General features: G+C 69.1%; 12 protein-coding genes and 2 pseudogenes. 7 read left to right on the top strand and 7 right to left on the bottom strand.

Annotated features, from left to right (window positions below; all coding sequences use genetic code 11):
- Nucleotides 1-565: 565 nt before the first annotated feature.
- Entirely contained in the window at nt 566-985 is a 420-nt protein-coding gene (locus tag PV410_RS27320) for a CoA-binding protein (protein WP_500328287.1), read from the top strand.
- Nucleotides 986-1096: 111 nt separating this feature from the next.
- Here the strand turns inward: PV410_RS27320 and PV410_RS27315 are convergent, their stop codons facing one another.
- Nucleotides 1097-1741, bottom strand: a complete 645-nt coding sequence (locus tag PV410_RS27315; protein ID WP_500328285.1) for a hypothetical protein — start codon at nt 1739-1741, stop codon at nt 1097-1099.
- Nucleotides 1742-1855: 114 nt separating this feature from the next.
- The gene (locus tag PV410_RS27310) at nt 1856-2161 is read right to left on the bottom strand and encodes a hypothetical protein (RefSeq protein WP_500328284.1); all 306 of its coding nucleotides are present in this window, start codon (nt 2159-2161) and stop codon (nt 1856-1858) included.
- Nucleotides 2162-2660: 499 nt separating this feature from the next.
- On the opposite strand from PV410_RS27310, the gene PV410_RS27305 reads away from it, so the two are divergent.
- A complete protein-coding gene (locus PV410_RS27305; RefSeq protein ID WP_500328282.1) occupies nt 2661-2822 on the top strand; it encodes a hypothetical protein in 162 nt (53 codons plus the stop codon).
- Nucleotides 2823-3817: 995 nt separating this feature from the next.
- Here the strand turns inward: PV410_RS27305 and PV410_RS27300 are convergent.
- Nucleotides 3818-4045 (bottom strand): annotated as a pseudogene (locus tag PV410_RS27300) (helix-turn-helix domain-containing protein); the annotation flags it as partial.
- 6 nt (nt 4046-4051) lie between these two features.
- Nucleotides 4052-4411, bottom strand: a complete 360-nt coding sequence (locus tag PV410_RS27295; protein ID WP_500328281.1) for a DUF6223 family protein — start codon at nt 4409-4411, stop codon at nt 4052-4054.
- A 227-nt stretch (nt 4412-4638) separates the two neighbouring features.
- Here PV410_RS27295 and PV410_RS27290 point away from each other — a divergent pair, with 227 nt between their 5' ends.
- Together PV410_RS27290 and PV410_RS27285 are read left to right on the top strand one after the other, a co-directional pair.
- Nucleotides 4639-5766 (top strand): sensor histidine kinase, encoded by a 1128-nt coding sequence (locus tag PV410_RS27290; protein WP_500328279.1) that lies wholly within the window; start codon nt 4639-4641, stop codon nt 5764-5766.
- On the top strand, nt 5763-6425 hold the full coding sequence (locus tag PV410_RS27285) for a response regulator (RefSeq protein WP_500328277.1): 663 nt from the start codon (nt 5763-5765) through the stop codon (nt 6423-6425). The genes PV410_RS27290 and PV410_RS27285 overlap by 4 nt, the downstream gene beginning before the upstream one ends.
- A gap of 58 nt (nt 6426-6483) precedes the next feature.
- On the opposite strand, the gene PV410_RS27280 is transcribed toward PV410_RS27285, so the two are convergent.
- Nucleotides 6484-8829, bottom strand: a complete 2346-nt coding sequence (locus tag PV410_RS27280; RefSeq protein WP_500328276.1) for a bifunctional polysaccharide deacetylase/glycosyltransferase family 2 protein — start codon at nt 8827-8829, stop codon at nt 6484-6486.
- An 887-nt stretch (nt 8830-9716) separates the two neighbouring features.
- Here PV410_RS27280 and PV410_RS27275 point away from each other — a divergent pair.
- The 3 genes and pseudogenes from PV410_RS27275 to PV410_RS27265 all read left to right on the top strand — a co-directional run.
- Nucleotides 9717-10163, top strand: coding sequence for a hypothetical protein (locus PV410_RS27275; RefSeq protein ID WP_500328274.1), 447 nt, complete (start codon nt 9717-9719; stop codon nt 10161-10163).
- 217 nt (nt 10164-10380) lie between these two features.
- Nucleotides 10381-10707 (top strand): hypothetical protein, encoded by a 327-nt coding sequence (locus PV410_RS27270; protein WP_500328273.1) that lies wholly within the window; start codon nt 10381-10383, stop codon nt 10705-10707.
- 679 nt (nt 10708-11386) lie between these two features.
- A pseudogene (locus PV410_RS27265) lies at nt 11387-11569 on the top strand (DNA helicase); the annotation flags it as partial.
- Nucleotides 11570-11808: 239 nt separating this feature from the next.
- On the opposite strand, the gene PV410_RS27260 reads toward PV410_RS27265, so the two are convergent.
- Both PV410_RS27260 and PV410_RS27255 read right to left on the bottom strand, forming a co-directional pair.
- The gene (locus tag PV410_RS27260) at nt 11809-12303 is read right to left on the bottom strand and encodes an allene oxide cyclase barrel-like domain-containing protein (RefSeq protein ID WP_500328272.1); all 495 of its coding nucleotides are present in this window, start codon (nt 12301-12303) and stop codon (nt 11809-11811) included.
- A 251-nt stretch (nt 12304-12554) separates the two neighbouring features.
- Nucleotides 12555-12890 (bottom strand): hypothetical protein, encoded by a 336-nt coding sequence (locus PV410_RS27255; RefSeq protein ID WP_500328271.1) that lies wholly within the window; start codon nt 12888-12890, stop codon nt 12555-12557.
- Nucleotides 12891-12935 lie beyond the last annotated feature (45 nt).

Below are 12935 nucleotides of genomic sequence, written 5' to 3'. Positions count from 1 at the left end.
GGCGGACCCCCTCCATTCGCCCGACGTCCCGAAAGACCACGGATCCACCCCTGTGAGCAGGGGTGGATCCGTGGCCTTGTTCCGAGAGGGGGCTGCGTCAGTCCGCGGCGCGACCCCATTGAGCCTGGTGCAGCGTGAAGTTGCAGATCCGGGTCGGGTGTGAGTAGCGGTGGGAATGGTCGTGCCGGCCAGCCGGCGGTGGGCTGCGGTGGATGTGGCGGGGCCCTCCGGCATGGAGGGGCGTGGTGCCGGTGGCGTGCCGGGTGGCGTGTTGCCGCGCGGGAGCCGGACCGCCTGCCGGGACGGGCGGCAGCCGCACGTCGAAGGCAGCGTCTCTGCACGGGGGATGTGGGGGCGCCCTTCACCCAGCCCCGTCCTTGAACCAGGCGTTGGGGCAGCAGCCACTCGCCAGGCGAAATGGACCAGCCAAGACCATTGCATACAGTATTCCAGCCGGTTAGGGTCGTTCCATGCTGCAGATGAAGCCCAAGGACCTGGCCCTCCCGGTGATCATGAGCTCGGCGGCACGTGGCGCGGAGCTCACCCGCGCACGGCGGTGCGGGGCATGACGACGTACGGCGACGACGCGACGATACGGCAGATACTCACCGCTGCCGGCGACACTTGGGCCGTTGTGGGCCTGTCCGACAACCCCGAACGGGCCGCTTACCGCGTGGCGGGGAAGCTGCAGCGCCTGGGCAAGAGGGTGGTACCCGTCCACCCGAAGGCCGAGACGGTGCACGGCGAGCCGGGCTACGCGTCCTTGACCGAGATCCCTTTCGCGGTGGATGTGGTGGACGTGTTCGTCAACTCCGCCCTCGCCGGGGGTATCGCCGACCAGGCCGTGGCGATCGGCGCGAAGGCGGTCTGGTTTCAGCTGGACGTCATTGACGAGGCCGCCTACGCAAGGACACGCGATGCGGGCCTGCTGATGGTGATGGACCGCTCCCCGGGACGGGAGATACCCCGGCTGGGGCTGGGCTGACGCTTACCGGCCGGCCACTGCGCGATGGTGTCGGCAGGTTGTGCCGTGGCCCCGTGGTCGATGGGCCAGAGCGTGTGCGCATTGACCGTGACGCCACCCTCGTGCGGAAACTCAGCTCGGGTTGCGAGGGGATTCGTTGCGCAGCCTCCAGATGTCCTTCCACTGCCGGGCGTGAGCGGCGGCCAGCAGCGGGTCGGGCTCGTCGGCCCGCTGCACCGCGAGGCTGACCCCGCATTCCCTGCACAACTGATGGATCCGGTAGAGGCCGTCGTGCCAAACGCTGGTGTTGCCCCGGTTTCCGCATACCCGGCACGTCAGCCCGCGAGCTTCATCGAGCGGGACCGACGAACGGAGCACCCGCTCGACGACCACCGGCAGCGGCTCGCCGGGATGGATCGTCGGCTCGGGGCAGTAGGCGATGTTCCCCCATCCACGCTGCCAGCCTCGCCATGAGTCGTCTGCTTTCGCCTGCCGAAAGCCGCGTGCTTTGTCCGCTCGGCGGCTATGGGCATGAGCACGTTCGTCAGCGAGCCAGAGCTGTCGGGCGTGGCGCAGCTCCGCGACGGCGTGTATCAGCGAGCTCGGATCCTTCTCCAGATCCTTGGGAATTCCCGCGCTGAGGCAGAGGTGGTGATAGGTGGCTCGGAAGCCGTAAGGCGCGAAGTGGACAAGGCACGACCGCAGATTCGTATGCCGGACACGCGCGGACAGGCCCTCGTCGTAGACCCGTCTCTGGTGCGTGTTGAAGCTGCTCATCCCAGGACGCTACGGCCTGCCGAGCCGGATCGCACGTCACTTTGGCGGCCCAAGGTCTCGCCCGGGGCAGGGTCCTTTCACCAACTACTGCCAGAACCAAGTCAACGTGCCCTGTCAGCAGACCCGTCCCGGACGCGTCTTCCGGTCCAGGCACTGATGCGGCAGCACGTCGCTTGCCCGGTTGCCGAAGTTCGTGTTGCCGTTCTGGGTGTTGCCGGGCGGGGAGGGGCGGGTTGGTTTCCCTGTTGCTGCGAGTGCTGTGGGCCGCAAGGTTCCGGCCAGTTGTGTGTCCAAGTCGGTGGAGTTGTCCAGATGATGCGGCAGTTTGAGTTGTGCCGTGCGGCGTGTGGATACATTGGGGGTCTGCTGTTGGGGCGGGCCGGATGCGGGATCCGGCGAGGTTGAGGAGTTCTTGGTCATGGGGGAGTCCGGGTTCACGGAGCGCTGGTTGGAGACCGGCTCGGGGCCCGGTGCTGTGGTTCGGGCGCGTGTGGCGCAGGTGAACCAGGCGGTCCAGGCGGCGTACCGGGCATGGCTGGACCATGCCACCTCATGCCCCACGTGCCGGGATGGAGCTGCCCGCCAGTGCACGGTCGTGCAGCCGCTGTGGGACGCCTACCAAGCGGCGCAGCAGGCGGCCCAGTGACCGGATGCAGGGCAGAACCGGCATCCGGCTCGGGACCTGCTGCCGGATCCCGAATGGGGGGCGGAGGGCGGCGGATCCGGTTCGTCGCCGAAGGGGAACGACCCGTCGGAGTACCTGCCCATCTGGGTGCGGGGCTGGGCCATGCCACCAGAGTCGGTCGGGCCGTTCCTCACGGCGGTGGGCGGTAGCCCGGCCTCGGTGCGGTGGGACTTCAATGGGTGGCCCGGGGCCCCGGAGATCGGCCTGAGGATCGGAGGCACCAGGGGTGCGTTCGTGACGCTGTGCGTCAATGCGCGCGACCTCGAACTGGAGGAGCCCGCGACGGATCACACGGTTTTCGTGCACGTCAAGCAGATCGAGGCCGGGCGCGCGCCGTGGCTCGCAGCGCAGGCCGGGCTGCGGGTGATCGGTGATCTGGTGATGGCGCCCTACTGAGGACACCTCGCACACGGGCGGCGGGCCACCGCGGAATCGTCCGGCGGTGGCCCGCTGCGGAACGCGGATATCTCAGGCTCAGTTCCCCGCATTCGATTGCGGATGCCGCCGGTGTCCTTGGGGGGCTCGACCAGTTCATGGAATCCGAAGGGGGCGATCGCGTCCTGGCTGATCTCCCACAGGCCGCGCCAGAAGCCGAAACTCTGGACGTAGCTGTTGGTCTGGGGGCGAAGGGCATCAGGTATTCGGCCATGCCGAAGACGCGGCCACGGATCCTGGGGCCCAGCAGCCCGTCCGGTTACGTGGTGAGGACCGGGCGGGTGCTCCGCGCGACCTCGTCGGCGTTCACCGCCCTGTCCACGGCGGGGTCGCCCCACAGTTGGGCGATTCGGCCGGGGCACTTCGTCGCCGAGTGGCTGTCACTGAAGGGGTGCCCCTCCGGCTCCGCTCGCTCAACCCACTGACCGCCGTTAGATTTGTCATGTGGGTGACCTGCCTCCTGATCTGGATGCCTTGCACGTGATCCGCCTCTACCTGCAGCTACAGATTGACGCGGTCGACGCCAAGATCCGCGAGACCGAAGAGTCAGGTGAGCCCTCCGCGCCTACGCCAGCAGAACGCGAGGGCTCCTTTGCAGTCGGCTTTCGCCTCCAGCACGTACCCAGGGGCGGGACGCTCCGTGGTGTGGTCCACCGCGGTGACTGCCCGGACGCAGCCGGCGACTGGCTCACCCCGCGTGAGGTTGAGATTGCGTTCCGTATGCCCGACGTGACGCCCTGCCCACGCTGTCACGCGAGCTTGAACGACTCGTAGCCGGTGCGTCCAGTCCGGGTCAGTATCCGCGGGCGCCTCCCGTGGTCCCGCAGGACGGACGCGCAGGCTTCCTTCGGCTTCGCCGTCGACGGCGTCCTCCCCGCGGTCCGGCCCGGCGCCGACGTCTGGATCGCGGCAATGCTTGGGCGCATCTATCGCGACTGATCAAGAGGCGAATACTTTCTGTAGTTCTGGGACTGCTCAGCGATGCTGTGGTCGCGCGTGGGCACCAGGGTGCCGTCCACGATGAGGACCGTGCCCTTGCGGAATCGCTGTCGCTGCTTGAGGGCGAGCAACGGGCCGGTGTGATCGATGATCCGGTCGGCGGCGGACTTGGAGACGCCGAACAGCGGGGCCAGCTGGCGCGGAGTGAGGTTGGTCCGCCAGTACGCGGCCACCAGCAGTACACGCTGTGGTCAGCCGGTCGGTACGGTGCGGCGGGAGCGGATCAGCGCCCGGCGGCCGAGGAGGATGGCGATCAGTCCCAATGGGATGGCCGCGATGGCTCCGACGAGGCCGTTGCCGGTGCCGGGACCGCCGCTGGAAGTGGCCAGGTGCAGCACTGCCAGGATCGTGCCGGCCAGCCCCGTCGCCATGGCGGACATGGCGCCGGTGCGCGCGTTGCCGGGGCTGATCCGTGCGGCGGCACGGGAGAGGGCCAGCCAGCCGATGGCCACGCCGACCAGCCCCACCCCGAGGGCCAGGTTGGCCCCCGTCCGCCCATCGCCGATGACTCCGCCCTCGGCAGCCGCCATCAAGACGTCTGATGCGCTCATGTCTCTCCCCTTCTGCACGGCAATGTCAAGGTGTCGCTGTGCCTTGAGCATGTCTGCCGACCGCACCGCCGGTCGTCCCGCATGCGCAGTTACTTTGCGATGCCGCCGAAACCGCAGACGCCTGCTGCGGATGTGGCAGAAAACCGTGCGGATACTGCAGGCGCGGTAGCGTCCCGCTCGTCCACGAGCGGGACTTGCCCGCAGCGACACCCGGTTAAGGTGCGCGCATGACCAAAGGACGGTTCGGCGTCCCGGCCGGTGTCGGAGACTGGGCGATCGCTCTCGGTGTGGCGGCCTTGCTGCTGAGCACCGGGCTGCCCATGGCGCACCCCGGCACGAACCCCGACGTGATCGGCTACGCGCTGCTGCCGGCCGGCGGCCTCGCGCTGGCCGCGCGTCGCCGCGCTCCGCTGACCGTCCTGGTCATTACCGGGCTGTGTGCGGTGGGGTATCAGGCGGCAGGCTTTGACGCGCTCTCCGTCCCGTACCTGGTCGCGGTGTACGGCGCGGTGCGGGCCGGGCACCGCGCCGTCACGGTGGCGGCGTCCGTGACCATGCTGGTCGCTCTTCAGCTGACTGCCCTGGTCTTCCATGATGGGCCTGCGGGCGAGGCGTTGGCACAGGCCCGCCACGTCCTCGAGGTTGCCTGGTTGATCGCCGCGTTCGCCGCGGGGGAGGCGCTGCGGCAGGCCGAGCGACGGGCGGACGAAGCCGAGCGCACCCGGGAGGAGACCGCGCGGCGCCGTGCGGATGAGGAGCGCCTGCACATCGCGCGGGAGCTGCATGATTCGCTCACCCACCAGATCTCGATCATCAAGGTGCAGGCGGAAGTCGCCGTTCACGTCGCCCGCAGGCGAGGTGAACAGGTATCCGAGGCCCTGCTGGCCATCCAGGAAGCCGGACGTGAGGCGACCCGGGAACTGCGCGCCACCTTGGAGGCGCTGCGCGATGACGACACCACCCCGCCCCGCGGGCTCGACCACATCCCGGAGCTGGTGGAGCAGGCAAACAGGGCGGGCCTTGAGACGACGCTGACGATCGAGGGACGGCGGACCGACCTGCCGGCCGCGGTGGGCCGGACCGCCTACCGGATCGTTCAGGAGGCGCTGACCAACATCGCCCGGCACGCCTCCGCCGCGACCGCGTCGGTCCGCATCGACTACCGGGCCGACTCACTCGCCATCCAGGTCGATGACGACGGCAAGGCCACGCCGGACACAGTACCGAAGCACGGCCTGGGTCTGCTCGGCATGCGTGAACGCGTCACCGCCCTCGGCGGCCGGCTCCTCGCGCAGCCGCGCAGCGAGCGCGGCTTCACAGTCCAAGCCGAACTCCCCCTGGACCACACCTCATGATCCGTGTCCTGCTGGTCGACGACCAGCCGCTCATTCGCAGCGGATTCCGCGCACTCCTCGACCTCGAAGACGACATCGAGGTGGTGGCCGAGGCCGCCGACGGCGCGGAAGGCCTGGCACTGACCAAGCAGCACCTGCCCGACGTCGTGCTGATTGATATCCAGATGCCGGTCGTCGACGGCATCGAGGCCACCCGGCGCATCGCCACGGACCCGGCCCTGGCTCAGGTGCACGTGGTCATCCTCACCAACTACGGGATGGACGAGTACATCCTGGACGCGCTGCGTGCCGGCGCCGCCGGATTCCTCGTGAAGGACATCGTGCCGGACGACTTCGTGCACGCTGTGCGCGTCGCCGCCCGCGGTGACGCGCTGCTCGCGCCGTCCATCACCCGCAAGCTGATCAACCGATACGTTACCCAGCCGATCCCCGCCGTCGCCGACACCGGCTTGGCAGAATTGACCGGCCGCGAACGCGAGGCCGTCGTCCTGGTCGCGCAAGGGCTGTCCAACGATCAGATCGCCGACCGAATGGTGATCAGCCCGCTGACGGCAAAGACCCACATCAACCGGGCCATGACCAAGCTCCACGCCCGCGACCGCGCCCAACTCGGGGTAGTGGCCTACGAATCCGGCCTCATTGCTCCGCGCAACTCCTGACGTGGAGGAGAGCATCCGGGCGGCGGCCAAACGCTAACGGGCCGAACCACCAGACGGGTTACCAGCCGGGACGGGTGTCCCAGGGCGGTCCGCCGTGCTCGTAGCTCTGGCTTCCCGCCGGTGTCTGCCCGTTGTGCAGGTACGGAACGTCGGCCGTGCCTCCGGGGGAGCGGGCCTCGCGGATCCAGGAGTCGGCCAAGCTGGTGGCGGTGGAGACCGTCTGTGCCGGTCCAGGCTCCGGTGTCGGCGTGTGGACGGGTACCGAGAGACTGCCGTAGCGCTCCATGCGCTGCCAGCGCAGCCGCGATCCCGCGGTCGCGGTCACGACCGATTGGATGACCACGAGGTACATCAGTTGGCGGTAGACGAACTGCTGCAGGGGCAGGCTCCACAGCGGACGGGAGCTTTCGCCATCGAGGCGGAAGGCGTAGAAGCCCATCGCGGCCTGTAGGGCCAGGAACGCCAGCCACAGTCCGAGGATGCGGAACGGGTCGAGGAAGATCAGCCCGTATACGGCGAAGATGTCGACGACCGGTGCCAGCAGCGGTAGCAGGACCTGGAAGAGCAGCAGGTACACCAGGCCGCGTCGGCCCAGTTTGCCTGCCGCGCCGGACTGGACGAGGGCCCCCCGGTGCTTCCACATCGCCTGCAATGTTCCGTAGCACCAGCGGTAACGCTGCCGCCACAGCGCCCCGAGGGATGCGGGCGCCTCGGTCCAGGCGATCGCGTTCTCCTCATAGACCACCCGCCAGCCGTCCCGGCACAGTGCCATGGTCAGGTCGGTGTCCTCGGCGAGCGTGGCGTCACTGACGCCGCCGACCCGGAGCAGTGCTTCACGCCGGAACGCACCGACGGCGCCGGGGACGGTGGGCATGCACTCGGCGAGATCGAACAGCCGACGGTCGAGGTTGAAGCCGACGACGTACTCGATGTGCTGCCAACGGCCCAGCAGCCCCCCGCGGTTGATGACCTTGGCGTTGCCGGAGACGGCGCCCACCCGCGGGTCGGCGAGGGGTTGCACCAGCATGCGGACCGCATCGGGCTCGAAGACCGTGTCGCCGTCGACCATGACGAGCAGGTCGTGCGAGGCGGCGGCGATCCCGGTGTTCAGGGCTGCGGGTTTGCCGGCATTCGCCTGGCGGACGACGCGGACGTAGGGGAGACGCAGCGCTTCCACGAGGTCGGCCGTGCCGTCCGTGGAGCCGTCGTCCACCACGATGACCTCGACGGGGTGGTCGGAGGCGAGCAGCGAGCGGACCGCGGCCTCGATGCCTGCGCTCTCGTTGTAGGCGGGCACGATCACGCTGACGGGCGCGGTGACCGGGTGCCCCCACGCGGTGCCGCGCCGGCGGACGTGACGCCGGGCGGCGAACAGCACCGCACCGGCGCGCAACAGCGCGAGCGCTCCGGCCGCGTACAGCAGCCAGCCGAGAATGCGCAGCGCCCACGCACTGCCGTCGAGTGCCGCGATGAGTCCGAGGCCCAGCCAGTGGTCCTTGGCCGCGACCGGCTTGACGGCCGTCGGGACGTTCACGGCCGCACCGACGGTCGTCACGGTGAAACCGCGGGCAGCGAGCTTCGGCAACAGCCGGTCGAGGGCGGCGACGGTCTGGGCTCGGTCGCCGCCGCCGTCGTGCATGAGCAGGATCTGGCCGGCGGTCCCGTGAGGCAGGGAGTTGGACACGATCCGGTCCGCCCCCGGTCGCTGCCAGTCCTGGCTGTCGAGCGTGCTCAGTACGGTCAGGTAGCCGTCCGCTCCGGCCGCCCGGATCGCCTCCCAATCCTGGTTGTGCAGGGCTTCGTTGGTGGAGGAATACGGCGGGCGCAGGAGCGAGCTGGAGTTTCCGGTGGCTCCGGCCAGCATCAGCTGGGCCTCACGCAGCTCGAGCGAGCGCTGCCAGCGGGGGATGCCTGCGAGATCGGCGTGCGTGAAGGTGTGGACGCCGAGCTGATGCCCCTCGGAGAGGATGCGTCGGACCACGTCCGGGTGCGCGGCGGCCTGGGTGCCGACGACGAAGAAGGTGGCGTGGACGTGGTGGCGTCGCAACACGTCCAGGATCCTCGGCGTCCACGTCGGGTCAGGGCCGTCGTCGAAGGTGAGGGCGATGGTGTGCGGCCGGGGCCGGGCGGTGCGGGCTGGGGTTGCCGCGCTGTCGATCACCGGACCGCCGTGGGTGACGACGGCGGGCACGTGGTCGGAAGGGCCACCGGCCGATGCGGAGTCATCGCTGATTCCGAACATGTGCTGCGTGTAGCCCTGGATGAGCAGGGCCGCGCTGAGCGTCAGGACGAGCACCGTCAGCAGCAGCCAGTGGGTGCGCAGGGGCGTGTTGCGTGCGACTCCCCGACGGTCACCCCGCCTGCGAGAACGGGAGGTGGCGGCGCGGGTGTGGGCGTGCGACATCGGGGGACTCTCTTCGACGGCGGATCAGCTGCCCGGGTCAGGGGCGGCCGCCACCAGTGCTGTGGGCCGGGGCGGGGTGAGTGGCCGTGCTCTTGCCGTGAGTCGCCTGGGCAGCCGGTGGCGTCGTCGCGGCGGAGGGCTTGACGCTGGGCGCAGCGGCGGCCGGACGCGTGGTGACCGCCACCGCGGTCGCCGTGGCGGTGGGCGCCGGACGGGCATCGGCTGCGGTCGTGCTGGTCCCCGCACGGCTGGGTCGCGCGCTGCCCTGGCTGCTCCGCGGGGCTGGTGACCCCCGGCCGGGCCCGGAGACGCCGGGTTCCGAGACACCCGGGCGGTGGTCGGATTCGGGGAGCGGAAGATACGGCGCGGAGACCGTCGGACCCCCGAGTGCGGCGCTCAGCAGCAGGGCGACGTACGCGCCGGCGGGCACAGCCAGCAGCCAGCCGACTCGGCGCACCCGCCGTTGCCGCCGACCGGAGGGGTCGACGAAGACAGGTCGCGCGGCGGCGGTCTCGCGGGGCGCGCCGTGACGCGCCCGGGTTCGGGACGCCGCATCGGAACGGGGGCTGGTCTGCACGAACGCGGAGGATACAGCTAGGCCGACCGCACAGCGACCGTCCTATTATTTCCGGAAAGTCATACCCGAAAGGAGAGGGTCTCTGCGTTGCCGAGTTGCGGGTCGTACAGCCTCCCCGGACCATCTCCCGTCTGCTGTAACGCCCGACGCCTGCTACGGCGCCACCTGGACGCTGGTGCATCGTCTGGGCGCAGAGCCCTAATACCCCCAACGGCCACAAAAGTCGCGCTACCGCTGAATGACGATCCCCCCGGGAACTCCGGGGAGTTGCCACCGCCCTTGCCGCAGTGACACGGTTGCGAGCGGGGCTGTGGAGAGAACGACGGCGGCTTCACCGTACGTCGGCACCCCACCGTGCCCACAGCAGTGGCCCTGGACAGAGCACAGACAGGATCGTCGTGATCGTGCTCAACGCGCGTTCGACACCGCGGGCCCGCGCCATCTGGAGACCGCCAACGTCTGGCCGGTACGGCACCACCCGCAACCGCCCGAAGCCCGCTCGGACTGGTTCGCCATCTTCCACACCGCATCCCGGTCCTGGAAGGGCATCTTCCGCTTCGGTGGTCTGGGGCACGCGACCCAGATCCTCGACGTCGGTGCAGTGCGGATGACCGACCGGATGTGGGACGTGCTGCAAAGCACCCGGACCATAGTCCTCTGCGGAGGCCTGCGCGGTGACCCGACAGGGCCCGAAATCGGGACCGCCATCGGGCAGCGACGCATGCGCGCCGTCCTGAGTCAGGCACTGTTCGAGTGAGCGCCAGGCTGGACCGGCCAAAGAAGCCAGGCAAAAGCCTTGCATCAGCGCTCAGTCGGCGGTCGCTTCTCGCAATCGACCATGATCAATAAACAATGGTAGGCATTTCGTCACTCTTATGGGGGTATCGAATGGCGGTTCCCTTCCGCCCCGCTCAGTCTGGTGGTCGTGCGTTCGATTCGTTGCGAATGCGCGAGCCACTCAAGGAGGTCGAACCATGACCCGCACCAAGATCCTCGCTCTGGTCGCCGCCCCCGCGCTGGCTCTTGGCCTGGCGTCCCCTGCGCTGGCTGTGGAAGTGACCGCCTCGTCCCCCGACACCGTGAACAGTCCGGTCGGGTCGATTGCGGCCAACCAAAGCAAGACCGTCACTGTCACCTGCCCTGCGGGCACCAATGCCATCAGCGGTGGCTGGAAGGTGTCCTCCGCCAGCATCGACGTGACGGACAACCGTGCGATGAGCGCCACACAGTGGCAGATCACATTCCAGAACGAGTCGAAGAACTCAGGCACTGTGCAGGTCTTCGCCCGTTGCGTGGCCTGATGGCGAGTGCTCGCCAGGGCAGGCTGGTCCGTTCACCGCACCGCCAGGCGCGGTGAACGGGAAGGCCGAGCAGCCCCAAGCGCCGTAACCGGCTGACAGCGAAGGACGACGAGGACGCTGCGGACGGATATGGACGGCTGTATTGCTCTGGACGGCACAAGGCCCAGGCCGGGAAGCCATCCTCCGGCCTGGGCCTTTCCTTCTGGAGCGCGTGACGAGAATCGTTGCGAGCGTGAGGACAACAAGGTTCCTCAGTCGGAGGTCGCGCGGGGCTGGGAGGGATAGACGGATCGGTCAGGCGCCGATCGGCTGACCGAGCTGGGTGACCAGGTCCGCTGTCGTGCTTCCGGCCGCGGCGATCGCCGCGGGAACCGCCGCTGCCCTCATCTGCTGCCAGACCCATCACCTCAGGCCGTGTCCGGTGCCCGGCCTTCCTGTGAGGCGGCGACCAGCTCCCCTCGATCACTTCGACTTCATCGATGAGGAGTTGAGCCGAGGCCATGCCGCCGTGCTGCTTGGCGCGCAGGGCCTGGAGAGCCGGAGACCACCTCGTCATCCAGGCGGCGCCGGCGCTGGCAAGACCACCGCCCTCACCCAGCTCGCCACCAGCACCCCACGGCGCGGCCTGTCCCATCGCGTTCAACCGGTCAATCGCCCAGGACGCTGCGATCCGCTTCACTCCGCGCAGGCGATCTACGGCTGGCGCGGCGCCAAGGACGTCATGACCGGCTTCAACGGCACCGCCCGGTCCCTGATCCAGTCCCTTCGCTTCGGCCCGCAGTTGGCGGTGGAGGCCAACCGATGGCTGGCGATCGCCGGCGCCCCGATCCGCCTGCAGGGCACCGGCACCATCCCCACCGAAGGCAACCGAGCGTCCTGTACGGACTGTTCCCGCAGCTCAACCCGAACCAGTGACGAAGGGCCCGGGTCACCTCGGTGACCCGGGCCCTTCGACTTGTCGCATACGGAGACGGCGGCGCGCTCCCGCGCGGGCGGGTCTCGCCTCCGCTCCCGGTTTTCCGGACGCGGAGCGTCATGCGGCAGCCGCCCCTGCGTTCCGGTTCCGCCGCACCCCGGGCCGTAGTGAGTGGTGCCCGGAGGTCACCTGGTGAGGTGGACGGTCAGCCTGGCATGTGAGGAGTCGATGTTGACGCCGTCCATATAGCCACGGGCGTCGCGGTAGGCGCCGGTACCGCCGGTGATCGCGAGCGTGAACCTGGTCGGGAAGCTGACGATGAAAGGCGCGAAGCCTTGCAGGGTGATGTCACCCTGGGCCAGGCGGAGGGTGGATTCGCACTGCCGCAGACTCTTCTGGAGGCTGACGACGGTGCAGACGAAGCCGCCTGTGCCCACCTTGCGACCGTTCTGGAAGAAGTCCGAAAAGCCGATGGCCTCGTCACCGAGGCTCATGCCCGGGCCACCCACGTCGATGGCGGCGAATTCCCTCACGGAGTCGTCCAATTTGATGACCTTCTCGCCGTCACCATGTGGGCCGGGGTCGCGGTCCGGGGAGGTGGCCTGCGCGAGCGGTCCGTAGGCGAGGACCGCGGCGAGCGCCGTGGCCGCGACCGGCGCCATTGCCGTGAAACGACGCATCGTGCGTCTCCTTCGAGCTCGATGGAGTGACAAGCGGCAATTAATCCCACTTATCGCTTCATTCATGGCTCAATCGGAAGCCCGGTACATCAGGCGCGCATGGGCTGAGCAGAAAGACGACCCGATCGGACGCGGGGCCCGATCCGCGTCGGATCCTGACATACCCGTCTGTAGTACGGTATGTCGTCCGTCGAGGATCTCGGTGCGCACCAGGTACGGGGTCGAGGGTGTCGCGGTCCAGGGCCGTACGGCTACGGAATGAAGATCATCGCGGCGGCGATGAGCAGGTCGACGACGAAGCACCACTCCGCCCACGCCCGGGGGACAACCGCCTTGGTGCGGTGGTGGAGCAGATCCCAGGCGGCGTGCCCGAGCCAGCCGGTTGCCAGGACGCACCAGCCGAGGCCGTGATCCATTGCCAGCGCCACCATGGCCAGGGCACCGAAGCCGAGCAGCCCTGCCGTCTGGAGCACCAGCGCGCCTGCCGTGCGGAGCTCCCCGCGCAGCGCACCGAAGATCAGGTAGCAGACCGGCATGACGACGAGGAGCCACGCCAGGAACTCCAGAGCCGGGAGCCGCGCCACCACGCACTGGCGGTTCGCATCCCAGCTTGCCGCACGACACCCGAAGAT

Source organism: Streptomyces sp. PA03-5A, from assembly GCF_033792725.1.
Taxonomy (GTDB): Bacteria; Actinomycetota; Actinomycetes; order Streptomycetales; family Streptomycetaceae; genus Actinacidiphila.
The sequence above is the reverse complement of the archived record's forward strand: the minus strand, read 5'-3'. Positions and strand labels throughout refer to the sequence as shown.

What these genes read in the sequence shown, in the direction of transcription:
- PV410_RS27270 (WP_500328273.1), top strand. Translation starts at nt 10,381, where the DNA reads ATGACCCGCACCAAGATCCTCGCTCTGGTCGCCGCCCCCGCGCTGGCT.
- PV410_RS27295 (WP_500328281.1), bottom strand. Translation starts at nt 4,411, where the DNA reads ATGAGCGCATCAGACGTCTTGATGGCGGCTGCCGAGGGCGGAGTCATC.
- PV410_RS27320 (WP_500328287.1), top strand. Translation starts at nt 566, where the DNA reads ATGACGACGTACGGCGACGACGCGACGATACGGCAGATACTCACCGCT.
- PV410_RS27260 (WP_500328272.1), bottom strand. Translation starts at nt 12,303, where the DNA reads ATGCGTCGTTTCACGGCAATGGCGCCGGTCGCGGCCACGGCGCTCGCC.
- PV410_RS27280 (WP_500328276.1), bottom strand. Translation starts at nt 8,829, where the DNA reads ATGTCGCACGCCCACACCCGCGCCGCCACCTCCCGTTCTCGCAGGCGG.
- PV410_RS27315 (WP_500328285.1), bottom strand. Translation starts at nt 1,741, where the DNA reads ATGAGCAGCTTCAACACGCACCAGAGACGGGTCTACGACGAGGGCCTG.
- PV410_RS27310 (WP_500328284.1), bottom strand. Translation starts at nt 2,161, where the DNA reads ATGACCAAGAACTCCTCAACCTCGCCGGATCCCGCATCCGGCCCGCCC.
- PV410_RS27290 (WP_500328279.1), top strand. Translation starts at nt 4,639, where the DNA reads ATGACCAAAGGACGGTTCGGCGTCCCGGCCGGTGTCGGAGACTGGGCG.
- PV410_RS27285 (WP_500328277.1), top strand. Translation starts at nt 5,763, where the DNA reads ATGATCCGTGTCCTGCTGGTCGACGACCAGCCGCTCATTCGCAGCGGA.